A 22,998-nucleotide genomic window follows, 5' to 3' on the forward strand; every position below is an offset into this window, starting at 1 on the left:
AAATACGCCGCAGGAGAGATTCGCAATGGCTCAGCAGGGCAGTGGTTATCAGGCTCGCTATAAACGCATTCTACTCAAGCTTAGCGGCGAGGCCCTGATGGGCTCGGAAGAGTTCGGGATCGATCCGAAAGTTCTGGATCGCATGGCGCTTGAAGTTGGCCAACTGGTCGGCATCGGTGTCCAGGTGGGTCTGGTTATCGGCGGCGGCAACCTGTTCCGCGGTGCGGCACTGAGTGCAGCCGGCATGGATCGGGTCACTGGCGACCACATGGGCATGCTGGCCACTGTGATGAACGCCTTGGCCATGCGCGACGCGCTCGAACGTGCCAATATCTCGGCCATCGTGATGTCGGCCATTTCCATGGTTGGCGTGACCGATCACTATGATCGCCGCAAAGCCATGCGCCACTTGAACTCCAAGGAAGTCGTGATTTTCGCGGCTGGCACTGGCAATCCATTCTTCACTACGGATTCGGCTGCCTGCCTGCGTGCGATCGAAATCGACGCCGATGTCGTGCTCAAGGCAACCAAGGTTGATGGTGTCTACACCGCTGACCCATTCAAAGACCCGCATGCCGAGAAGTTCGATCATCTGACCTACGATGAAGTGCTGGATCGCAAGCTGGGCGTGATGGATCTGACGGCTATTTGCCTGTGCCGCGACCACAAGATGCCGCTGCGCGTATTTAACATGAACAAGCCCGGCGCCCTGCTGAATATCGTGCATGGCGGCGCCGAAGGGACCCTGATCGAGGAAGGCCAACAATGATCAACGAAATCAAGAAAGACGCTCAAGAGCGCATGCAGAAATCCCTGGACTCACTGAACCATGCATTTGGTCAGATTCGTACCGGCAAGGCGCACCCAAGCATTTTGGGCAGCGTGATGGTCCCGTATTACGGGGCCGACACTTCCATCACTCAAGTGGCGAACATCACTGTAAAAGACTCTCGCACCCTGCAGGTCGTGGCATTTGAGCGCAACATGCTCGCAGCTGTCGACAAGGCTATCCAGAGTGCTGGCCTGAACCTCAATCCGACCAACCTGGGTGAGTTGCTGCTGATCTCCATGCCAGCCCTGACTGAAGAAACCCGCAAGGGCTTCACCAAGCAGGCGCGTAGCGCAGCTGAAGATGCCCGTGTTGCCGTGCGCAACATCCGCCGTGATGCCTTGGGTGACCTTAAGAAGCTGGTCAAGGACAAGGAAATCAGCGAAGACGAAGAGCGTCGTGCTGCTGCCGATATCCAGAAGCTGACCGACAAGGCTGAAGCTGACATCGATGCGGCCACCAAGCAGAAAGAAGCCGACCTGATGGCCGTATAAGGGTCGCGTTTTCATGGAAAAGACCAAGCAGGTTGCACCGTCTGCGGTGCCGCGCCATGTCGCGATCATCATGGATGGTAATAATCGCTGGGCGAAAAAACGCTTTATGCCGGGTGTCGCCGGGCATAAAGCGGGTGTGGACGCGGTTCGTGCGGTCATCGAGGTGTGCGCTGAGGCGGGGGTCGAAGTATTGACCTTGTTCGCCTTCTCCAGTGAAAACTGGCAGCGCCCGGCCGATGAAGTCAGTGCTTTGATGGATCTGTTCTTCAAGGCATTGCGCCGCGAGGCCAAGCGCCTCAACGAGAACAACATCAGTTTGCGCATCATTGGCGATCGCTCGCGATTTCATCCCGAGCTTCAGGCTGCCATGCGTGAAGCCGAGACGATGACTGCCGGGTCCAATCGTTTCATTCTTCAGATCGCAGCCAACTACGGCGGTCAGTGGGATATTGCGCAAGCTGCGCAGCGCCTGGCGCGGGAAGTTCAGGCCGGGCACCTGCGGCCGGAAGACATCACCCCGGAACTGCTGCAAACCTGTCTGGCCACCGGTGATCTGCCGTTGCCGGATTTGTGCATCCGTACCGGCGGCGAGCACCGCATCAGTAACTTTCTGCTGTGGCAACTGGCTTACGCCGAGTTGTACTTCTCCGACCTGTTCTGGCCGGACTTCAAACACGATGCCATGCGTAACGCGCTGGCCGATTTCGCATCTCGCCAGCGCCGCTTCGGTAAAACGAGCGAGCAGGTCGAGGCTGGAGCCCGGGTTTAATGCTTAAACAACGAATCATCACCGCGCTGATCCTGCTGCCGATTGCCCTGTGCGGTTTTTTCCTGCTCGAAGGTTCCGGTTTTGCACTGTTCATCGGGCTGGTCGTAACCCTGGGTGCTTGGGAATGGGCGCGCCTGGCGGGCTTCACTGCCCAGCCGATGCGCGTTGCCTATGCCGCTGTTGTCGCGATGATGCTATTTGTCATGTATGTCCTGCCGGGCCTTGCGCCTTGGGTGCTGGGTGCTTCTGTGCTCTGGTGGGGGATTGCGACTTATCTGGTGCTGACGTATCCGCGATCCAGCGAGCACTGGGCCAGTGCGGCCTGCAAGCTGGTCATCGGCCTGTTGATTCTGCTGCCGGCTTGGCAAGGTCTGGTCCTGATCAAGCAAGAGCCATTGGGTAACTGGCTGATCATGGCGGTGATGGTGCTGGTTTGGGGGGCCGATATCGGTGCGTACTTTTCCGGCCGGGCCTTCGGCAAGCGCAAGCTGGCACCGCTGGTCAGTCCGGGCAAGAGCTGGGAAGGTGTTTACGGTGGCTTGGCTCTGAGTCTGGTCATCACTGTTGTTGTCGGGTTCGTCCGCGACTGGACAGTGGCCGAACTGTTCAAAGGCCTGATCGGCGCAGCCGTGATCGTGTTTATCTCGGTCGTAGGTGATCTCACCGAAAGCATGTTCAAGCGCCAGTCAGGTATCAAGGACAGCAGTAATCTGCTGCCGGGTCATGGCGGCGTGCTGGACCGGATCGACAGCCTGACCGCGGCAATTCCTGTATTTGCAGTGCTGTTGTGGATGGCAGCGTCGTGAGTCGCCCACAGCAGATTACTGTTTTGGGGGCGACCGGCTCGATCGGCCTGAGTACGCTTGATGTCATCGCTCGCCATCCCGAGCGTTACCAGGTATTTGCCTTGAGCGGCTTCACGCGGGTGAGTGAGCTGTTGGCGCTGTGCGTGCGCCACACTCCGCGATTCGCCGTTGTGCCTGAAGCTGCGACTGCCCGAGGCTTGCAGGATGATTTGCGTGCGGCAGGACTTTCGACCCGCGTTCTGGTGGGTGAGGAAGGCCTGTGTCAAATCGCTGCTGACCCAGAAGTTGATGCCGTCATGGCGGCCATCGTCGGCGCTGCGGGCTTGCGTCCGACCTTGGCAGCCGTCGAAGCGGGCAAGAAAATCCTTCTGGCAAACAAAGAAGCGCTGGTCATGTCCGGTGCATTGTTCATGCAGGCTGTGCGCAAAAGTGGTTCGGTATTGCTGCCGATCGACAGTGAGCACAATGCGATTTTCCAGTGCATGCCACAAGATTTTGCCCGTGGTCTCGGTGCGGTGGGCGTGCGTCGGATTTTACTGACGGCTTCTGGCGGTCCGTTCCGACAGACACCCATGGCTGAACTGGCGCATGTTTCTCCCGAGCAGGCATGCGCTCATCCGAACTGGTCCATGGGGCGCAAGATTTCGGTCGATTCGGCCAGCATGATGAACAAGGGACTCGAATTGATCGAGGCCTGCTGGCTGTTCGATGCCAAGCCGTCCCAGGTCGAAGTGGTGATTCACCCGCAGAGCGTGATTCATTCGCTGGTCGACTATGTCGATGGCTCGGTGTTGGCCCAATTGGGTAATCCGGACATGCGCACACCGATCGCCAATGCACTGGCCTGGCCGGAGCGCATCGATTCGGGTGTGGCACCGCTTGATTTGTTTGCCATTGCGCGTCTGGACTTCCAGGCACCGGATGAAGAACGCTTCCCTTGTCTGCGCCTGGCTCGTCAGGCAGCTGAAGCTGGCAACAGCGCGCCGGCCATGCTGAATGCAGCGAATGAAGTGGCAGTGGCGGCCTTTCTCGACGGACGGGTTCGTTACCCGGAAATCGCGAGTATCATCGAGGAAACATTGAATCTCGAACCTGTGGTAGCAGTGGATGATCTCGAGGCAGTGTTCACGGCAGATGCGAAGGCGCGTGTGCTGGCCGAACAATGGTTGAGTCGTCAGGGGCGATAAGTGCTGCAATGTGTGGGTCCATGCGGCACCGGATAGGATTGCGGAGAAAGTAGATGAGCGCGCTCTATATGATTGTCGGCACCCTGGTAGCGTTGGGTGTGCTGGTCACCTTCCACGAGTTCGGCCATTTTTGGGTCGCGCGTCGCTGTGGAGTCAAAGTGCTGCGCTTCTCTGTAGGCTTCGGAATGCCGCTGCTGCGCTGGCACGACAAGAAAGGCACTGAGTTCGTGGTGGCTGCCATTCCATTGGGCGGCTACGTAAAGATGCTCGACGAGCGTGAAGGCGAAGTGCCGGCCGATCAGCTCGATCAATCCTTCAATCGCAAATCCGTTCGTCAGCGTATCGCTATCGTGGCGGCCGGGCCGATTGCCAACTTTCTGTTGGCGATGGTGTTTTTCTGGGTACTGGCCATGCTGGGTAGCGAGCAAGTGCGCCCGGTCATTGGTGCCATTGAATCCGGCAGCATCGCCGCCAAGGGGGGCTTGAGCCCAGGCCAGGAAATTATCTCCATCGACGGTGAACCGACTTCCGGTTGGGCGGCAGTGAATTTGCAATTGGTACGCCGTCTTGGTGAAAGTGGTGCCCTTCAGGTGCTTGTCCGTGATCAAGGCTCCACGGTCGATTCGCCCCGTGAGCTGGCATTGGATAAATGGCTCAAGGGGGCTGACGAGCCTGATCCGATTCGTTCGCTGGGTATTCGTCCTTGGCGTCCGGCGCTGCCGCCGATTCTGGCTGAGCTCGATCCGAAGGGGCCGGCGCAGACCGCAGGGCTGAAAACCGGTGACCGCCTGCTGGCACTTGATGGCAAAGCGCTGGATGACTGGCAGCAGGTAGTCGATACGGTCCGTATGCATCCGGATACCAAAATCATGCTGCGCGTCGAGCGCGATGGTGCTCAAATCGACGTCCCCGTCACGCTGGCTGCGCGTGGCGAGAGCAAGGCGCCAAGTGGTTACCTGGGGGCAGGGGTGAAAGCGGTCGATTGGCCGCCGGAGATGATTCGCGAGGTCAGCTTCGGTCCTGTGGCCGCGATTGGAGAGGGGGCTCGACGCACCTGGACCATGAGCGTGCTGACCCTCGATTCGCTCAAGAAAATGTTGTTCGGCGAGCTCTCGGTAAAAAACTTGAGTGGACCGATAACCATTGCTAAAGTGGCGGGCGCTTCGGCCCAGTCGGGTGTCGCAGATTTCCTGAATTTCCTTGCTTATCTGAGTATTAGCTTGGGGGTTCTGAATTTGCTGCCCATTCCTGTGCTGGATGGGGGGCATTTGTTGTTTTATCTGATCGAGTGGGCGCGTGGTCGTCCCTTGTCAGATCGGGTGCAAGGTTGGGGGATACAGATAGGCATCAGTTTGGTGGTCGGAGTGATGTTGCTTGCTCTGGTCAATGATCTGGGTCGTCTGTAACGTCGCTGAATTGCGAATCTGCCGCATTTTGCGGCAGTTTGTTTATTGCCAGTTGGAATAAGAAAGGACTTCATGAAACGTCTGCTGCTAACTGCGGTTCTCACCGTATTGATGATCGCCGAAGTTCACGCCGAGTCCTTCACTATCTCTGATATTCGCGTCAATGGCCTCCAGCGGGTCTCCGCGGGTAGCGTCTTTGGTGCTTTGCCGTTGAACGTCGGTGAACAGGCGGATGATCGTCGCCTGGTGGAATCCACTCGTGCGTTGTTCAAAACCGGTTTCTTTCAAGATATCCAGCTGGGCCGCGATGGCAACGTCCTGGTCATCACGGTAGTCGAACGTCCTTCGGTTGCAAGTATCGAGATCGAAGGTAACAAGGCGATCTCCACTGAGGACCTGATGAAGGGCCTCAAGCAATCCGGTCTGGCCGAAGGCGAGATCTTCCAGCGTGCCACCCTTGAAGGTGTGCGTAACGAACTGCAGCGCCAGTACGTTGCTCAGGGTCGCTACTCGGCTACCGTCGACACCGAAGTGGTGCCGCAGCCGCGTAACCGCGTCGGTTTGAAGGTCAACATCAACGAAGGTACCGTAGCGGCTATCCAGCACATCAACGTGGTGGGTAACACCGTCTTCCCTGATGAAGACTTGATCGACCTGTTCGAACTCAAGACTACCAACTGGCTGTCGTTCTTCAAGAACGACGACAAGTACGCTCGTGAAAAACTCTCCGGTGACCTGGAGCGTTTGCGCTCCTACTATCTGGACCGTGGCTATATCAACATGGATATCGCTTCGACCCAGGTGTCCATCACCCCGGACAAGAAGCACGTCTATATCACTGTCAACATCAACGAAGGCGAAAAGTACACCGTACGTGACGTCAAGTTGAGCGGCGACCTGAAAGTCCCTGAAGACCAGGTCAAGTCCCTGTTGCTGGTACAGAAAGGTCAGGTGTTCTCGCGCAAGCTGATGACCACTACCTCTGAACTGATCACTCGTCGTCTGGGTAACGAAGGCTATACCTTCGCCAACGTCAACGGTGTGCCGCAGCCGCATGATGAAGACCACACGGTAGACATCATGTTCGCTGTCGATCCGGGCAAGCGTGCTTACGTCAACCGCATCAACTTCCGTGGCAACACCAAGTCCGAGGACGAAGTGTTGCGTCGTGAAATGCGTCAGATGGAAGGTGGTTGGGCTTCGACCTACCTGATCGACCAATCCAAGACTCGTCTGGAGCGTCTGGGCTTCTTCAAGGAAGTCAACGTTGAAACCCCGGCCGTACCGGGTGTGGATGACCAGGTTGACGTTAACTACAGCGTTGAAGAGCAAGCGTCCGGGTCGATTACCGCCAGCGTCGGTTTTGCCCAGAGCGCCGGCCTGATCCTTGGTGGCTCGATCACCCAGAACAACTTCCTGGGTACCGGTAACAAGGTCAGCATCGGTTTGACCCGCAGCCAATACCAGAGTCGTTATAACTTCGGTTATGTCGACCCGTACTGGACTGCTGATGGCGTCAGCCTGGGTTACAACGCTTTCTACCGTACCACCGACTACAAAGACCTCGACGTCGATGTAGCCAGCTATGCAGTAGACAGCCTGGGTGCAGGCGTGAGCGTCGGTTACCCGATCAGCGAGACTTCGCGTCTGACCTTCGGCCTGACTGCACAGCAAGACAAGATCAAGACTGGCGTTTACACCGTCGACGAGATCTTCGACTTCGTTAACAGGGAAGGCGACGAGTACCTGAACTTCAAGGCTTCGGCCGGTTGGTCCGAGTCGACCCTGAACAAAGGCGTGCTCGCAACGCGTGGTCACTCCCAAAGCCTGGTGCTGGAAACCACGACTCCGGGTAGCGACTTGTCGTTCTTCAAACTCGACTACCGTGGCCAGTTGTTCCAGCCTTTGAGCGAGAACTACACCGTGCGCCTGCATACCGAATTGGGTTATGGCGATGGTTACGGTTCGACCGATGGCTTGCCATTCTATGAAAACTACTATGCTGGTGGTTTCAACTCGGTTCGTGGCTTCAAGGACAGTACCTTGGGCCCACGCAGTACCCCGAGTCGTGGCCAGGCTGTAACGGGTAACGCCGGTACTCAAGCTGACCCGGACCAGGACCCGCTGCCGTTCGGTGGTAACGTCCTGATTCAGGGCGGTGTGGAAGTTCTGTTCCCTCTGCCGTTCGTCAAGGACCAGCGCTCCCTGCGTACTTCGGTATTCTGGGATGTGGGTAACGTATTCGACTCCAAGTGCTCGGACTCCACGAACACCGATGGCGTTAAGTCCAACACACAATGCAACGACATTAGCCTCAGCAATATGGCCAGTTCCGTCGGTGTAGGTGTGACCTGGGTTACCGCGCTGGGTCCTCTGAGTTTCGCGTTGGCCATGCCAGTCAAGAAACCGGATGATGCTGATACTCAAGTGTTCCAATTCTCCCTCGGCCAGACGTTCTAAGCGTCTGACCCAAGATAACGACAATGGATTTTGTAGGAGTGCATCGTGCGTAAGTTGACTCAATTGGTTCTCCTGGCTTCCGTATTGGTAGCAGGTCCGGCTTTTGCCGACATGAAAATCGCTGTTCTGAACTATCAGATGGCCCTGCTGGAATCCGATGCGGCCAAGAAATACGCCGTGGATGCCGAGAAAAAATTTGGTCCGCAACTGACCAAACTCAAAACTCTGGAAAGCAGTGCCAAGGGTATCCAGGACCGCCTGATGGCCGGTGGCGACAAAATGCAGCAAGGCGAGCGTGAGCGTCTGGAGCTTGAGTTCAAGCAAAAGGCTCGCGACTTCCAGTTCCAGTCCAAGGAATTGAATGAAGCAAAAGCCGTCGCTGACCGTGAAATGCTGAAGCAGCTCAAGCCGAAACTGGACAGCGCTGTAGAAGAAGTCATCAAGAAAGGTGCTTTTGACCTGGTCTTCGAGCGTGGCGCAGTGATTGATGTCAAACCTCAGTACGACATCACGCGCCAGGTTATCGAGCGCATGAATCAGCTGAAGTAATCCATGACCGCGACTATCAAGCTCGGCCAGCTGGCCGAGTTCCTTGGCGCCACGCTACGTGGTGACCCGGAGAAAGCAATTACTGGGCTAGCCACCGTGCAGGAGGCTGGCCCAACTCAGTTGAGCTTTCTCGCAAACCCCCAATACCGTAAATACCTGGCAGGCAGTCAGGCTGCAGCCTTGTTGCTGAAAGCCGCTGATGCTGAAGGGTTTGCCGGTAATGCGCTGGTGGTGCCTGATCCATACGCCGCCTATGCGCGCATTTCTCATCTGTTCGACCCCAAGCCCAAGGCACCTGCCGGTATTCATCCGACGGCAGTGATTGCGGCGGACGCGGTGGTCGACCCGGCGGCGAGTATCGGTGCTTTTGCCGTAATCGAAAGTGCGGCGCATATTGCAGCGGGCGCGACCATTGGCGCGCATTGCTTCATCGGTGCCCGTAGCGTCATCGGCGAAGGTGGCTGGCTCGCACCGCGGGTCACGCTCTATCACGACGTGCGCGTAGGCAAACGAGTAGTCATTCAATCCGGTGCCGTGCTCGGTGGCGAAGGTTTCGGTTTTGCCAACGAGAAGGGTATTTGGCAGAAAATTGCCCAGATTGGCGGTGTGCTGGTCGGTGACGACGTTGAGATTGGCGTGAACACCGCCATCGACCGTGGCGCACTGGCCGATACCATCATTGGCAATGGCGTTAAGCTCGACAATCAGATTCAGATCGCCCACAACGTCCAGATCGGTGATCACACCGCCATGGCGGCTTGCGTGGGGATTTCCGGCAGCACCAAGATCGGCAAGCATTGCATGCTCGCCGGTGGCGTAGGGCTGGTGGGGCATATCGATGTTTGCGACAACGTGTTCATCACCGGGATGACCATGGTGACTCACTCGATCACCGAGCCGGGTGCCTATTCTTCCGGTACGGCAATGCAGCCAGCGGCCGAGTGGCGCAAAAGCGCGGCCCGTATCCGTCAGCTCGATGACATCGCGCGGCGTTTGCGACAGCTGGAAAAGCAAGTAGGGGAAGTGACCCCTGACGGTAATGCTTCATCAGATGGCTGATACCATTTCCATATCAAGTGTGCACAGCCGCTAGACTGCGTCCTTGATTTGCTAGAGGAGTGCGCGTCAGTCGCGCGCTCCCAATCTTTACATAGGCTTCCCCCCGAAATGATGGACATCAACGAGATTCGCGAATACCTGCCTCACCGTTACCCGTTCCTGCTGGTGGACCGGGTCGTGGATCTGGATGTGGAAGGCAAGCGCATTCGCGCCTACAAGAATGTCAGCATCAACGAACCGTTCTTCAATGGCCACTTCCCTGCGCATCCAATCATGCCGGGCGTATTGATCATCGAAGCGATGGCTCAGGCTGCCGGGATCCTTGGTTTCAAAATGCTCGACGTGAAACCGGCCGATGGCACCCTTTACTACTTCGTCGGTTCCGACAAGCTGCGTTTCCGTCAGCCGGTGTTGCCGGGCGATCAACTGATTCTTGAAGCCAAGTTCCTGAGCTGCAAGCGTCAGATCTGGAAGTTCGAGTGCCAGGCTTCGGTCGATGGCAAGCCTGTCTGCTCGGCTGAAATCATCTGCGCGGAACGCAAACTATGAGTTTGATTGACCCTCGCGCAATCATCGATCCGACAGCCATCCTGGCTGACGGTGTCGAGGTCGGCCCGTGGTCGATCGTCGGCGCAGGTGTGGAAATCGGCGAGGGAACAGTGATCGGGCCGCACGTGATTCTCAAAGGTTCGACCCGAATCGGAAAGCATAACCGCATCTACCAGTTCTCTTCGGTAGGCGAGGACACGCCCGATCTTAAATACAAGGGCGAAGAAACCCGCCTGGTGATTGGTGATCACAACGTTATCCGCGAAGGCGTAACGATTCACCGTGGGACCATTCAGGACCGCTCGGAAACGACCCTGGGTGATCACAACCTGATCATGGCCTATGCCCACATTGGCCACGACAGTGTCATCGGCAATCATTGCATTCTGGTCAACAACACCGCGCTTGCTGGTCATGTGCATGTTGAAGACTGGGCGATCCTCTCCGGTTTTACTCTGGTTCACCAGTATTGCCACATCGGTGCCCATAGCTTTTCCGGCATGGGGACCGCTATCGGCAAAGACGTTCCCGCGTACGTTACGGTGTTCGGCAATCCGGCCGAAGCCCGCAGCATGAACTTCGAGGGTATGCGCCGTCGTGGTTTCAGCGAAGACGCGATCCATGCCTTGCGTCGTGCCTATAAGGTGGTTTATCGCCAGGGCCTGACGGTCGAGCAAGCGCTCATCGAGCTGTCTGAACCCTCGGCACAGTTCCCGGAAGTCGCGGTGTTCCGTGACTCCATCCAGTCTTCGACCCGCGGCATTACCCGCTAATCATGGCCAATCTGCGTATAGCGCTGGTAGCGGGTGAGGCTTCCGGCGACATTCTGGGCGCGGGTCTGATGCGAGCACTCAAGGCTCAGCATCCGGCAGTCGAGTTCATCGGCGTCGGCGGCCCGTTGATGCAGGCCGAAGGGCTGACTTCGTATTTCCCGATGGAGCGTCTTTCGGTAATGGGCCTGGTGGAAGTGCTGGGCCGGTTGCGTGAGTTGCTGGCACGTCGAAAGAAACTGGTTGCGGACCTGATCGCCGCGAAGCCGGACGTGTTCATCGGTATCGATGCTCCGGACTTCAACCTCAATATCGAACTCAAGTTGCGTCAGGCCGGTATCAAAACCGTGCATTACGTCAGCCCGTCGGTCTGGGCCTGGCGGCAGAAGCGGGTGCTGAAGATTCGCGAAGGTTGCGACCTGATGCTGACGCTGCTTCCGTTCGAAGCGAAATTCTACGAAGAAAAGGGTGTTCCAGTGCGGTTCGTCGGGCACACCCTCGCCGATACCATTCCGCTGGAAGCCGATCGTGCCGCCGCGCGGGCCGAACTCGGCTTACCCGACGGACCATTGGTTGCATTGATGCCAGGCAGTCGCGGCGGCGAAGTCGGCCGTCTTGGGGCGTTGTTTCTCGACACCGCCCAGCGGCTGCGAGCAATGCGCCCTGGTGTGCGGTTCATCGTGCCTTGTGCCAATCCCGAGCGTCGAGCACAGCTTGAAGAGCTGTTGGCCGGTCGGGATCTGCCGCTGACCTTGCTCGATGGCAAGTCTCACCTTGCCCTGGCTGCCTGCAACGCGGTGCTGATCGCTTCTGGAACGGCAACTCTGGAAGCATTGTTGTTCAAGCGCCCAATGGTGGTCGCCTATCGTATGGCGCCACTGACGTTCTGGATTCTCAAGCGGATGGTGAAAAGTCCTTACGTCTCGTTGCCGAACCTGCTGGCCCAACGCCTGTTAGTGCCCGAGTTGCTGCAGGACGATGCAACAGTCGAAGCCCTGGCCCAGACCCTGGCGCCGCTGATCGAGGGTGGCGAAGAGCAAACCCGCGGTTTCGACGAAATCCACCGTACCCTGCGTCTCGACGCCTCCAATCAGGCGGCGGATGCGGTTCTGAAACTGATCGGCCAAGTACAATGAGTAAAACAAGCATGCAAATGGGGCTGGATTTCACCTTGGTCGCCGAAGTCGAAGAATTGGTTGCCGGCGTCGACGAAGTCGGTCGCGGCCCTCTTTGTGGTGCAGTGGTCACGGCGGCGGTAATCCTTGATCCGAACCGTCCGATCCTCGGGCTCAACGATTCGAAGAAACTCACCGAAGCCCGCCGCGAAAAGCTCTACGACGAAATCTGCGAAAAAGCCCTGAGCTGGTGCATTGCCCGCGCGGAAGTCGAAGAAGTCGACGAGCTGAACATTCTGCACGCCACCATGCTGGCCATGCAGCGCGCCATTGCCGGTCTGCATATCCAGCCGAAACTGGCGATGATCGACGGTAACCGCTGCCCGAAACTGCCGATGCGCGCCGAAGCGGTGGTGCAGGGCGATGGCAAGGTCCCGGCCATCGCCGCGGCATCGATTCTGGCCAAGGTCAGTCGCGATCGTGAAATGGCGGCTTTTGAATTGATTTATCCGGGTTACGGCATCGGCGGACACAAAGGCTACCCGACGCCCGTCCATCTGGAAGCACTCGCTCGGCTTGGGCCGACACCGATTCATCGGCGTTCATTTGCCCCGGTGCGTCTCGCCTACGAAGCGCGAGAAAGCCTCATAGAGAGTTAGTCGCAAGGCTGATTTTTTTTACCAAGGCCCGGTACAATCCGGGCCTTGTTGTCTTCACGTTCACAGACAGGATCACTATGCCGGCTTCATTCGTTCATCTACGCCTGCACACTGAATACTCCCTGGTCGACGGTCTGGTGCGGATCAAACCGCTGGTCAAGACCCTGGTCGGCATGAACATGCCTGCCGTTGCGGTCACTGACCAGAACAACATGTGCTCCCTTGTCAAATTCTATAAAGCGTCCATGGGGGCCGGGATCAAGCCGATCTGCGGCGCCGACTTGTGGCTGTCGAACAAGGATCCGGATAACGCGTTGAGCCGGATCAGCCTGCTGGCGATGAACGCCGTGGGTTATCGCAACCTCACCGAATTGATCTCCCGCGGCTTCATCGACGGCCAGCGTAATGGCTCGATCATCATCGAGCGCGAGTGGGTGGCCGAAGCCAGCGAAGGCTTGATCATGTTGTCGGCGGCGAAAGAGGGCGAAATCGGCCTGGCGATGCTCAGTGGCAACCCGGGCGAAGCCGAATCCCTGGCACGTGAATGGATGGCGGTGTTCCCGGATCGTTTCTATCTGGAAATCCAGCGCACCAGTCGGCCTAATGATGAAGAGCAACTGCACGGCGCCGTGGCCCTGGCCGAGAAGATCGGCGCGCCGCTGGTCGCGACCAACGATGTGCGCTTCATCAAGCAGGAAGACTTCGCCGCCCACGAAACTCGTGTATGTATCGGTGAGGGCCGCGCCCTGGACGATCCGCGACGTTCGAAAAACTACAGCGATCAGCAATACCTCAAAAGCGCCGAGGAAATGGCCGAGCTGTTCAGCGACATTCCCGAAGCGCTGGAAAACACCGTCGAGATCGCCAAGCGCTGCAACATCGAAGTGAAACTGGGCACGCACTTCCTGCCCAATTTCCCGATTCCCGATGGTATGACCATCGACGAGTATTTCCGCAAGGTATCGTTCGATGGTCTCGAAGATCGCTTGAGCGTTCTGCTGCCCAAAGACACCACCGAAGACTACGACGCCAAGCGCCAGGTCTATGTCGACCGGTTGAATTTCGAGCTGGATATCATCATCCAGATGGGCTTCCCCGGTTACTTCCTGATCGTGATGGACTTTATCCAGTGGGCCAAGAGTAATGGCGTACCGGTAGGTCCGGGCCGTGGGTCGGGTGCCGGGTCGCTGGTGGCCTATGTGCAGAAAATCACCGACCTCGACCCGCTGGAATATGACCTGCTGTTCGAACGTTTCCTGAACCCGGAACGGGTATCCATGCCCGACTTCGACGTCGACTTCTGCATGGACGGTCGCGACCGGGTAATCGACTACGTGGCCGAAAAATACGGTCGCAATGCGGTAAGCCAGATCATCACTTTCGGCTCCATGGCGGCTAAAGCTGTGGTCCGTGACGTGGCGCGGGTGCAGGGCAAGTCCTACGGTTTGGCCGATCGTCTGTCGAAAATGATTCCGTTCGAAGTCGGCATGACCCTGGAAAAGGCCTACGAACAGGAAGAAATCCTGCGTGACTTCATCAAGGTCGATGAAGAGGCCGCAGAAATATGGGAGATGGCCCGCAAGCTGGAAGGCGTTGTGCGTAACGTCGGCAAGCACGCCGGTGGCGTGGTAATCGCTCCGACCAAGCTGACTGACTTCTCGCCGATCTATTGTGACGAAGCGGGTGACGGCCTGGTAACCCAGTTCGACAAGGACGACGTTGAAGCCGCCGGCCTGGTGAAGTTCGACTTCCTCGGCCTGCGGACGCTGACGGTTATCGACTGGGCGCTGAAAACCATCAACCGCGACCGCGCCAAGGTGGATGAACCACCGCTGGACATCGCATTCATCCCGCTGGATGACAAGCCAACTTATACGCTGCTGCAAAAAGCCGAAACCACGGCGGTGTTCCAGCTCGAATCCCGCGGCATGAAAGAGCTGATCAAAAAGCTCAAGCCCGACTGCCTGGAAGACTTGATCGCACTGGTGGCGCTGTTCCGTCCGGGCCCGCTGCAATCGGGCATGGTTGATGACTTTATCAACCGGAAACACGGTCGCGCCGAACTCGCGTACCCGCACTCGGATTACCAGTACGAAGGCCTCAAGCCTGTTTTGGCACCGACTTACGGCATCATCCTGTATCAGGAACAGGTGATGCAGATTGCCCAGGTCATGGCGGGCTACACCCTCGGCGGTGCGGACATGCTTCGCCGTGCCATGGGTAAGAAAAAGCCTGAAGAAATGGCCAAGCAGCGCGGCGGTTTCATTGAAGGTTGCAAGTCCAACAATATCGATGCCGACCTGGCGGGTAACATTTTCGACCTGGTAGAAAAATTCGCCGGTTATGGTTTCAACAAATCCCACTCCGCGGCGTATGGCCTGGTTTCTTACCAGACTGCGTGGCTGAAAACACACTACCCGGCACCGTTCATGGCTGCGGTGCTGTCGGCGGATATGCACAACACCGACAAGGTCGTGACCTTGATCGAAGAAATTCGCACCATGAAGCTGCGTCTCGACGCGCCGGATGTGAATACTTCGGAGTTCAAGTTCACGGTGAACGACGAAGGCCGGATCATTTACGGCCTCGGCGCGATCAAGGGAGTGGGCGAAGGTCCGGTGGAAGCGATCACCGAGGCGCGTCAGGACGGGCCGTTCAAGGATCTGTTCGATTTCTGCGCCCGTGTCGACCTCAAGCGTATCAACAAGCGCACCCTGGACGGGTTGATCCGCAGCGGTGCGCTGGATCGCCTGGGCCCGTATTTCCATGACGAACCCAAAGCGTATCAAGCGAGCATTGACCAAAATCGTGCGGTTCTGCTGAATGCGATGGAAGGGGCGATCAAGGCTGCTGAACAAACGGCCCGCACTCATGACAGCGGGCATGCCGACCTGTTTGGCGGATTGTTCGTCGAGGAAGACGCCGATGTCTACGCCAACCATCGCAAGGCGAAAGAGCTAACCCTCAAGGAACGGCTGAAGGGCGAAAAAGATACCCTGGGCCTGTACCTGACCGGTCACCCGATCGACGAATACGAAGGCGAAATTCGCCGTTTTGCGCGTCAGCGCATCATCGACCTGAAACCGGCGCGTGACACGCAGACCGTTGCCGGGATGATCATTGCCCTGCGGGTGATGAAAAACAAAAAGGGCGACAAGATGGGTTTCATCACTCTCGACGACCGTTCGGGGCGGATCGAAGCGTCGCTGTTTGCCGATGCGTTCCATTCCGCGCAGTCGCTGTTGCAGACCGATGCGATGGTGGTGGTCGAAGGCGAGGTCAGCAATGACGACTTCTCCGGCGGCCTGCGCTTGCGGGTCAAGCGGGTGATGAGCATGGAAGATGCGCGCACCAACCTGGCCGAAAGCCTGCGCCTGAAGCTGCACACCAAGGATTTGAAAGGCGATCAGCTACGCTGGCTGGGTGAATTGTTCAAGCGTCACCGCGGTGCATGCCCGATCACCATGGAGTACACCAGCCCCGATGCGAAGGCCTTGCTGCAGTTCGGCGAAGGCTGGCGAATCGATCCGGCGGACGCGTTGATTCAAGCCCTGCGTGACCAGTTCGGGCGAGACAACGTCTTCCTCCAATACCGTTGACGGTCAGTGCCATTAGATTGCCCTGACCTTGACCTGAATTTTTAATCTCGACCTGAACGCGCCTGTCCCTTAAGGTAGGGCGCGAATAGACAACCGGCCGACCCAAGCTCTCTTGGACGTTGACCCTAGACGGACGCCTATGAACCCGAATTTTCTAGATTTCGAACAGCCGATCGCCGACCTGCAAGCCAAGATCGAAGAGTTGCGCTTGGTCGGTAATGACAATTCGCTGAATATCGGCGATGAGATCTCCCGCCTGCAGGACAAAAGCAGCACGCTGACCGAAGACATCTTCGGCAAGCTGACCAGCTGGCAGATCGCGCGTCTGGCGCGTCACCCGAAACGCCCATACACCCTGGACTACATCGAACACATCTTCACCGAGTTCGACGAACTGCACGGCGACCGTCACTTCTCCGACGATGCTGCCATTGTGGGTGGTATTGCCCGTCTGGACGACCAGCCGGTGATGATCATCGGTCACCAGAAAGGCCGTGAAGTGCGCGAAAAAGTTCGTCGCAACTTCGGCATGCCGCGTCCGGAAGGCTACCGCAAGGCCTGCCGCCTGATGGAAATGGCCGAACGCTTCAAGATGCCTATCCTGACCTTCATCGACACCCCGGGTGCTTATCCTGGTATCGATGCTGAAGAGCGTAACCAGAGCGAAGCAATTGCCTGGAACCTGCGCGTCATGTCCCGTCTGAAAACCCCAATCATCGCCACCGTGATCGGTGAAGGTGGTTCTGGTGGTGCACTGGCCATTGGCGTCTGCGATCAGTTGAACATGCTGCAGTACTCGACCTACGCGGTGATCTCGCCCGAAGGTTGCGCATCGATTCTGTGGAAAACCGCCGAGAAGGCACCGGACGCCGCTGAAGCGATGGGCATCACTGCCGAGCGCCTGAAAGGCCTGGGCATCGTGGACAAAGTGATCGGCGAGCCATTGGGCGGTGCGCACCGTGATCCAGCCGCAGCGGCTGCATCGATCCGTGCCGAGCTGAGCTCGCAACTGGCGATGCTGAAGAAGCTCGACAGCAAGGCGTTGCTGGCCCGTCGTTACGAGCGTCTGATGAGCTACGGCCTCTAACTGACCACGCCGTACCCCTGTAGGAGCTGCCGCAGGCTGCGATCTTTTGATCTTGCTTTTTCAAGATCAAAAGCTCGCAGCCTGCGGCAGCTCCTACAGGTGGGTTATGTGAAGCGATAGAACTCTATGAGTCCTTCCAACATTGACTTGTCCACCAAGCTCCTGAGAAGTCTGACACCCTGGCGCAACGCCAAAACCTGGCGCATCGCATTCTCCGGTGGTCTCGACTCCACTGTCCTGCTGCATCTTCTTGCCCACCTGGCAAAAACCCAATCCCTGCCTGCGCTAAGCGCCATCCATGTTCATCACGGTCTTCTGGTTGCTGCTGACGCGTGGCCGGCTCACTGTCAGGCGGTGTGTGAGTCGTTAGGTGTGCCGTTGCAGATTGCCCGCGTGCAGGTTCAGCCTGGCGCCAGTCTTGAGCGTGCCGCGCGGGATGCGCGTTACGCTGCATTCATCGAAGCGATTCAAGCCGATGAAGTGCTGCTGACCGCTCAGCATCGGGACGATCAAGCGGAAACGTTGCTGTTTCGCCTGCTGCGTGGGGCAGGGGTAAGGGGGCTGTCAGGGATGCCGCGTCAGCGTCCGTTGGGCAAAGGGTGTCTGCTGCGGCCGTTGCTCGATGTCACGCGGGCGGAGCTTGAAGCCTACGCTGCCACGCATCGCTTGAGCTGGATCGAAGATCCTTCCAATCAGGACCGTCATTTTTCGCGCAACTACTTGCGTCATCAAGTGCTCCCGTTATTGACCGCGCGCTGGCCGCAGGCGATGGCGACCATGGCTCGCAGCGCTACGCATTTGAGCGAGGCGCAGGGCTTGCTCGATGAGTTGGCGCAACTTGATCTGGCGGACGCGGGTACGGCCAGCGATTTCGATTGGCTCGGGCTGCCATCCCTTGATTTGGCATCGCTGGAAAAACTCTCCATCGCTCGCCAGCGCAATGCGCTCAGCCATTGGCTTGGGCCGCGGACAAGACTACCGGACAGCGACCATTGGTCGGGTTGGGAGGATTTGCGTGATGCGACCGGCGATGCCCGGCCGATCTGGCGGCTGGCGGATGGCGATCTGCATCGAGCAGGTGGGCGAATCTGGTGGGTGTCCGGTGTCTGGTTGCGTGCCGCGCCTGCAGTGGGTGAATGGCCAGAGCCCTTGCTGCCATTGCTGTTGCCGCGCAACGGCGTGCTGACGCTCACCGGGCAAATTCCCGATGGCCCTTTGCATATCCGCTATCGTGAAGGGGGAGAGGTGATGGATTTGGCGGGTCGTGGTCATCGTGACCTCAAGCGGTTGCTCAACGAAAGTGCTTTGCCGTTATTCGTGCGCGGCAGATTGCCGCTGCTGTTCAAAGGGGAGCAATTGCTGGCAGTAGCGAACCTCAAGGGGCTGGATGGTGGTGCATCGGGTAGTTGGAATTTGCATTGGCAGCCGCCAAGCGAAGATCAAGGTTTGAGCTGAAAGGGGCTTTCCGGTAGACTACGCTCCCTTCTTGATACAACTTCTGTGGATTCGCCTGAATTGCAGGAGTTGCCGATTACCAAGCAGTCTTTGCTGGGCGATTCCAAAAAATGTGTAGCGAGCAACGTACCGGTGTTTCATCTCCCGGTCTGTCCCAACGCGGCGGTTTTTTTGAAAGGTGCACTGTGATTAATGCAGGTGATCGGGGGCTTCGGCCTTCCTTCGCTTTCCCCGGCGGCTCGGACCGCTTTAACGCAGACTTCTAGGGTTTTTCATGACGCGCTACATATTCGTCACGGGCGGTGTTGTTTCTTCATTGGGGAAAGGCATTGCATCGGCATCATTGGCGGCCATCCTGGAGGCGCGGGGACTTAAGGTCACCATGCTGAAACTGGACCCGTACATCAACGTCGACCCGGGCACCATGAGCCCGTTCCAGCACGGTGAAGTGTTCGTCACTCACGACGGCGCCGAGACCGACCTGGACCTGGGCCACTACGAGCGGTTCATCCGCACGACCATGACCCAGAACAACAACTTCACCACCGGCCGTGTCTACGAACACGTGCTGCGCAAAGAGCGCCGTGGTGATTACCTGGGTGCAACCATCCAGGTGATTCCGCACATCACCGACGAAATCAAGCGCCGCATCATCAAGGGTGCCGGCGATGCTGACGTGGCGATGGTCGAAATTGGTGGCACCGTGGGTGACATCGAATCCCAACCGTTCCTCGAAGCCATCCGCCAGTTGCGTTTCGAAGTCGGCGCCAAGCGCGCGATGCTGATGCACCTGACGCTGGTGCCATACATCGCCACTGCCGGCGAAACCAAAACCAAGCCAACCCAGCACTCGGTCAAGGAGTTGCGCTCCATCGGCCTACAACCAGACGTACTGGTCTGCCGCTCCGATCATCCGATCGATTTGTCGTCGCGTCGCAAGATCGCGCAGTTCACCAACGTTGAAGAACGTGCGGTCATCGCGCTGGAAGACGCCGACACCATCTACAAGATCCCGGGCATCTTGCACTCGCAGGGTCTGGACGATTTCGTCGTCGAGCGTTTCGGCCTGCAATGCGGCGGTGCCGATCTGTCCGAGTGGGAAGCCGTGGTCGACGCCAAGCTCAACCCTGAGCATGAAGTCACCATCGCCATGGTCGGCAAGTACATGGAACTGCTGGACGCCTACAAATCGCTGATCGAAGCGATGAGTCATGCCGGCATCAGCAACCGTACCAAGGTCAATCTGCGCTACATCGATTCCGAAGACATCGAGAATCAGGGCACCGCGCTGCTGGAAGGTGTCGACGCGATCCTGGTGCCTGGCGGCTTCGGTCTGCGTGGCGTGGAAGGCAAGATCACCGCCGTTCAATACGCTCGCGAAAACAAGGTTCCGTACCTGGGCATCTGCCTGGGCATGCAAGTGGCCGTGATCGAGTTCGCTCGTAACGTGATGGGCTGGAAAGACGCCAACTCCACCGAGTTCGATCGTGCAAGCGGTCACCCGGTCGTGGGTCTGATCACCGAGTGGGAAGATGCCACCGGCGCAGTCGAAACCCGTACTGAAACTTCCGACCTGGGCGGCACCATGCGCCTCGGCGCGCAGGATTGCCTGCTGGAGCCGGGTTCCCTGGTTCATGATTGCTACGGCAAGGACGTGATTGTCGAGCGTCATCGTCATCGCTACGAAGTGAACAACAACCTGCTGCCGAAAATCATCGAGGCCGGCCTGAAAATCTCCGGTCGTTCCGGTGATGGCGCACTGGTTGAGGTGGTTGAAGCACCGGATCATCCATGGTTCGTCGCTTGCCAGTTCCACCCTGAGTTCACCTCGACGCCACGCGACGGTCACCCGTTGTTCAGCGGTTTCGTTAAAGCAGCTTTGGCTCAACACCAGAAGAAGGCTTGAACCTTATGGCGCAGAAGATCATCCGTGTAGGCGATATCGAGATTGCCAACGATAAGCCAATGGTGCTGTTCGGCGGCATGAACGTGCTGGAAAGCCGCGATATGGCGATGCAGGTCTGCGAAGAGTACGTGAAGGTTACCCAGAAACTGGGTATCCCTTACGTGTTCAAGGCCAGCTTCGACAAGGCCAACCGTTCCTCCGTGACCTCTTACCGTGGCCCCGGCCTGGAAGAGGGCATGCGGATTTTCCAGGACATCAAGCAAGCCTTTGGCGTGCCGATCATCACCGATGTCCACGAGCCTGATCAGGCCGCGGTCGTTGCGGAAGTCTGCGACATTATTCAACTACCGGCCTTCTTGTCGCGCCAGACCGACCTTGTGGTCGCGATGGCCAAGACCGGTGCGGTGATTAACATCAAGAAAGCCCAATTCCTCGCGCCTCAGGAAATGAAACACATCCTGAGCAAATGCGTGGAAGCCGGTAACGATCAGTTGATCCTTTGCGAACGTGGTTCGAGTTTCGGCTACAACAACCTGGTCGTCGACATGCTCGGCTTCGGCATCATGAAGCAGTTCGAATACCCGGTGTTCTTCGACGTGACCCACGCGCTGCAAATGCCGGGTGGTCGCTCCGATTCCGCTGGTGGGCGCCGCGCTCAGGTTACCGACCTGGCAAAGGCTGGCATGAGCCAGTCGCTGGCCGGCCTGTTCCTCGAAGCCCATCCGGATCCGGACAACGCCAAATGTGACGGCCCTTGCGCCTTGCGTCTGGACAAACTGGAGCCATTCCTGGCCCAGCTCAAAGCTCTGGACGAGCTGGTGAAGAGTTTTCCGACGGTAGAAACCGCGTAATCCTCATTTCTCCGGTAAAGTACCGCACGATTTAACGCTCAGGCCCTCGGGCCTGAGCCTTGTCGTCTGCAAGACTGCCCGCTGCACCTCGCTTGCCGACGACCAAAGATTTCCTACAGCTGCGTCGTTTTCGTCAACTTTGGAGTGTTTACAACAATGGCTAAAATCGTCGACATCAAAGGTCGTGAAGTTCTCGACTCCCGTGGCAATCCCACCGTGGAAGCGGATGTGCTTCTCGACAACGGCATCATCGGCAGTGCTTGCGCGCCGTCCGGTGCTTCCACTGGCTCGCGTGAAGCGCTCGAGCTGCGTGATGGCGACAAGAGCCGTTACCTGGGCAAGGGCGTTCTGAAAGCCGTAGCCAACATCAACGGTCCGATCCGCGACCTGTTGAAAGGTACTGACCCAAGCGACCAGAAAGCGCTGGATCACGCGATGATCAAGCTCGACGGTACTGAAAACAAAGGTTCCCTGGGCGCCAACGCGATCCTCGCCGTTTCCCTGGCCGCGGCCAAGGCAGCAGCACAGGACCAGGACCTGCCACTGTATGCACACATCGCGAACCTGAACGGCACCCCGGGTGTCTACTCGATGCCGGTTCCGATGATGAACATCATCAACGGTGGCGAGCACGCCGATAACAACGTCGACATCCAGGAATTCATGGTTCAGCCAGTTGGCGCCAAGTCTTTCTCGGAAGGTCTGCGCATGGGCACCGAGATTTTCCATCACCTCAAAGCTGTTCTGAAGGCCCGTGGCCTGAGCACTGCCGTAGGTGACGAAGGTGGTTTCGCACCGAACCTGGCGTCCAACGAAGACGCTTTGAAAGTGATTTCCGAAGCCGTTGCCAACGCCGGTTACAAGCTGGGCACCGACGTGACCCTGGCTCTGGACTGCGCGGCCAGCGAATTCTACGAAGACGGTAAATACAACCTGTCTGGCGAAGGCCAGGTGTTCACCGCTGAAGGTTTCGCCGACTACCTGAAAGGTCTGACCGAGCGTTACCCGATCATCTCCATCGAAGATGGCCTGGACGAGTCCGACTGGGCTGGCTGGAAAATCCTCACCGACAAAATCGGCGAGAAGACCCAACTGGTAGGCGACGACCTGTTCGTGACCAACACCAAGATCCTGAAAGAAGGCATCGATAAAAAGATCGCCAACTCGATTCTGATCAAGTTCAACCAGATCGGCACACTGACCGAAACCCTGGAAGCCATCCAGATGGCCAAGGCCGCTGGTTACACTGCAGTGATCTCGCACCGCTCCGGCGAAACCGAAGATTCGACCATCGCCGACCTGGCCGTGGGTACCGCGGCTGGCCAGATCAAGACCGGTTCCCTGTGCCGTTCCGATCGCGTTTCCAAGTACAACCAACTGCTGCGTATCGAAGAGCAATTGAACGGTAAAGCCAAGTACAACGGCCGCAGCGAATTCCGCGGCTGAGT

At 57.8% G+C, this 22,998-nt stretch carries 19 protein-coding genes; all 19 read left to right on the forward strand.

Translation table 11 applies throughout. From position 1 onward, the window contains the following. The first annotated feature begins 25 nt into the window (after positions 1-25). The gene (gene pyrH, locus KUF73_RS05915; protein ID WP_003189161.1) at positions 26-769 is read left to right on the forward strand and encodes a UMP kinase; all 744 of its coding nucleotides are present in this window, start codon (positions 26-28) and stop codon (positions 767-769) included. Continuing rightward, on the forward strand, positions 766-1,323 hold the full coding sequence (gene frr, locus KUF73_RS05920; protein WP_131059158.1) for a ribosome recycling factor: 558 nt from the start codon (positions 766-768) through the stop codon (positions 1,321-1,323). The genes pyrH and frr overlap by 4 nt, the downstream gene beginning before the upstream one ends. 13 nt (positions 1,324-1,336) lie before the next feature. Beyond that, positions 1,337-2,092, forward strand: coding sequence for a polyprenyl diphosphate synthase (gene uppS / locus KUF73_RS05925; protein ID WP_218437127.1), 756 nt, complete (start codon positions 1,337-1,339; stop codon positions 2,090-2,092). Continuing rightward, positions 2,092-2,898, forward strand: coding sequence for a phosphatidate cytidylyltransferase (locus tag KUF73_RS05930; protein ID WP_218437128.1), 807 nt, complete (start codon positions 2,092-2,094; stop codon positions 2,896-2,898). Before uppS ends, KUF73_RS05930 begins: the two co-directional genes overlap by 1 nt. Further along, on the forward strand, positions 2,895-4,085 hold the full coding sequence (gene ispC, locus KUF73_RS05935) for a 1-deoxy-D-xylulose-5-phosphate reductoisomerase (RefSeq protein WP_218437129.1): 1,191 nt from the start codon (positions 2,895-2,897) through the stop codon (positions 4,083-4,085). Before KUF73_RS05930 ends, ispC begins: the two co-directional genes overlap by 4 nt. A 53-nt stretch (positions 4,086-4,138) precedes the next feature. Beyond that, positions 4,139-5,491, forward strand: coding sequence for a sigma E protease regulator RseP (gene rseP / locus KUF73_RS05940; RefSeq protein WP_218437130.1), 1,353 nt, complete (start codon positions 4,139-4,141; stop codon positions 5,489-5,491). Positions 5,492-5,563: 72 nt separating this feature from the next. Further along, complete coding sequence (gene bamA, locus KUF73_RS05945) at positions 5,564-7,951, forward strand: outer membrane protein assembly factor BamA (RefSeq protein WP_218437131.1); 2,388 nt, start codon at positions 5,564-5,566, stop codon at positions 7,949-7,951. A 45-nt stretch (positions 7,952-7,996) separates the two neighbouring features. After that, positions 7,997-8,500: an OmpH family outer membrane protein gene (locus KUF73_RS05950; protein WP_007990260.1), complete on the forward strand. Its 504-nt coding sequence runs from the start codon at positions 7,997-7,999 to the stop codon at positions 8,498-8,500. 3 nt (positions 8,501-8,503) lie between these two features. Then, on the forward strand, positions 8,504-9,559 hold the full coding sequence (gene lpxD / locus KUF73_RS05955; RefSeq protein ID WP_218437132.1) for a UDP-3-O-(3-hydroxymyristoyl)glucosamine N-acyltransferase: 1,056 nt from the start codon (positions 8,504-8,506) through the stop codon (positions 9,557-9,559). Between the two features lie 108 nt (positions 9,560-9,667). Then, entirely contained in the window at positions 9,668-10,108 is a 441-nt protein-coding gene (fabZ, locus tag KUF73_RS05960; protein ID WP_007907157.1) for a 3-hydroxyacyl-ACP dehydratase FabZ, read from the forward strand. Further along, on the forward strand, positions 10,105-10,881 hold the full coding sequence (gene lpxA / locus KUF73_RS05965) for an acyl-ACP--UDP-N-acetylglucosamine O-acyltransferase (protein WP_218437133.1): 777 nt from the start codon (positions 10,105-10,107) through the stop codon (positions 10,879-10,881). Before fabZ ends, lpxA begins: the two co-directional genes overlap by 4 nt. A 2-nt stretch (positions 10,882-10,883) precedes the next feature. Then, positions 10,884-12,014 carry a lipid-A-disaccharide synthase gene (lpxB, locus tag KUF73_RS05970; protein ID WP_218437134.1) on the forward strand — a complete coding sequence of 377 codons (1,131 nt, stop codon included), beginning with the start codon at positions 10,884-10,886 and terminating at the stop codon, positions 12,012-12,014. Positions 12,015-12,025: 11 nt separating this feature from the next. Continuing rightward, complete coding sequence (rnhB, locus tag KUF73_RS05975) at positions 12,026-12,652, forward strand: ribonuclease HII (RefSeq protein WP_218437440.1); 627 nt, start codon at positions 12,026-12,028, stop codon at positions 12,650-12,652. Positions 12,653-12,729: 77 nt separating this feature from the next. Further along, entirely contained in the window at positions 12,730-16,251 is a 3,522-nt protein-coding gene (dnaE, locus tag KUF73_RS05980; RefSeq protein ID WP_218437135.1) for a DNA polymerase III subunit alpha, read from the forward strand. 139 nt (positions 16,252-16,390) lie between these two features. After that, positions 16,391-17,338 (forward strand): acetyl-CoA carboxylase carboxyltransferase subunit alpha, encoded by a 948-nt coding sequence (locus tag KUF73_RS05985; protein WP_218437136.1) that lies wholly within the window; start codon positions 16,391-16,393, stop codon positions 17,336-17,338. A 126-nt stretch (positions 17,339-17,464) separates the two neighbouring features. Then, positions 17,465-18,793: a tRNA lysidine(34) synthetase TilS gene (gene tilS / locus KUF73_RS05990; RefSeq protein ID WP_218437137.1), complete on the forward strand. Its 1,329-nt coding sequence runs from the start codon at positions 17,465-17,467 to the stop codon at positions 18,791-18,793. A 274-nt stretch (positions 18,794-19,067) separates the two neighbouring features. Next, a complete protein-coding gene (locus KUF73_RS05995; protein ID WP_218437138.1) occupies positions 19,068-20,699 on the forward strand; it encodes a CTP synthase in 1,632 nt (543 codons plus the stop codon). Between the two features lie 5 nt (positions 20,700-20,704). Further along, positions 20,705-21,550 carry a 3-deoxy-8-phosphooctulonate synthase gene (gene kdsA / locus KUF73_RS06000; protein WP_218437139.1) on the forward strand — a complete coding sequence of 282 codons (846 nt, stop codon included), beginning with the start codon at positions 20,705-20,707 and terminating at the stop codon, positions 21,548-21,550. Between the two features lie 156 nt (positions 21,551-21,706). Next, positions 21,707-22,996, forward strand: coding sequence for a phosphopyruvate hydratase (gene eno / locus KUF73_RS06005; protein ID WP_131059171.1), 1,290 nt, complete (start codon positions 21,707-21,709; stop codon positions 22,994-22,996). Positions 22,997-22,998 lie beyond the last annotated feature (2 nt).

Origin of the sequence: Pseudomonas sp. PD9R (assembly GCF_019200975.1) — a bacterium.
In the GTDB taxonomy this organism is placed as follows: domain Bacteria; phylum Pseudomonadota; class Gammaproteobacteria; order Pseudomonadales; family Pseudomonadaceae; genus Aquipseudomonas.

Bases quoted from the DNA above. Each gene is read 5' to 3' on its own strand.
- lpxA (WP_218437133.1), top strand. From the start codon at position 10,105: ATGAGTTTGATTGACCCTCGCGCAATCATCGATCCGACAGCCATCCTG.
- KUF73_RS05930 (WP_218437128.1), top strand. From the start codon at position 2,092: ATGCTTAAACAACGAATCATCACCGCGCTGATCCTGCTGCCGATTGCC.
- tilS (WP_218437137.1), top strand. From the start codon at position 17,465: ATGAGTCCTTCCAACATTGACTTGTCCACCAAGCTCCTGAGAAGTCTG.
- frr (WP_131059158.1), top strand. From the start codon at position 766: ATGATCAACGAAATCAAGAAAGACGCTCAAGAGCGCATGCAGAAATCC.
- pyrH (WP_003189161.1), top strand. From the start codon at position 26: ATGGCTCAGCAGGGCAGTGGTTATCAGGCTCGCTATAAACGCATTCTA.
- uppS (WP_218437127.1), top strand. From the start codon at position 1,337: ATGGAAAAGACCAAGCAGGTTGCACCGTCTGCGGTGCCGCGCCATGTC.
- eno (WP_131059171.1), top strand. From the start codon at position 21,707: ATGGCTAAAATCGTCGACATCAAAGGTCGTGAAGTTCTCGACTCCCGT.
- rseP (WP_218437130.1), top strand. From the start codon at position 4,139: ATGAGCGCGCTCTATATGATTGTCGGCACCCTGGTAGCGTTGGGTGTG.
- KUF73_RS05985 (WP_218437136.1), top strand. From the start codon at position 16,391: ATGAACCCGAATTTTCTAGATTTCGAACAGCCGATCGCCGACCTGCAA.
- fabZ (WP_007907157.1), top strand. From the start codon at position 9,668: ATGATGGACATCAACGAGATTCGCGAATACCTGCCTCACCGTTACCCG.
- rnhB (WP_218437440.1), top strand. From the start codon at position 12,026: ATGCAAATGGGGCTGGATTTCACCTTGGTCGCCGAAGTCGAAGAATTG.
- bamA (WP_218437131.1), top strand. From the start codon at position 5,564: ATGAAACGTCTGCTGCTAACTGCGGTTCTCACCGTATTGATGATCGCC.
- lpxB (WP_218437134.1), top strand. From the start codon at position 10,884: ATGGCCAATCTGCGTATAGCGCTGGTAGCGGGTGAGGCTTCCGGCGAC.
- lpxD (WP_218437132.1), top strand. From the start codon at position 8,504: ATGACCGCGACTATCAAGCTCGGCCAGCTGGCCGAGTTCCTTGGCGCC.
- KUF73_RS05995 (WP_218437138.1), top strand. From the start codon at position 19,068: ATGACGCGCTACATATTCGTCACGGGCGGTGTTGTTTCTTCATTGGGG.
- kdsA (WP_218437139.1), top strand. From the start codon at position 20,705: ATGGCGCAGAAGATCATCCGTGTAGGCGATATCGAGATTGCCAACGAT.
- dnaE (WP_218437135.1), top strand. From the start codon at position 12,730: ATGCCGGCTTCATTCGTTCATCTACGCCTGCACACTGAATACTCCCTG.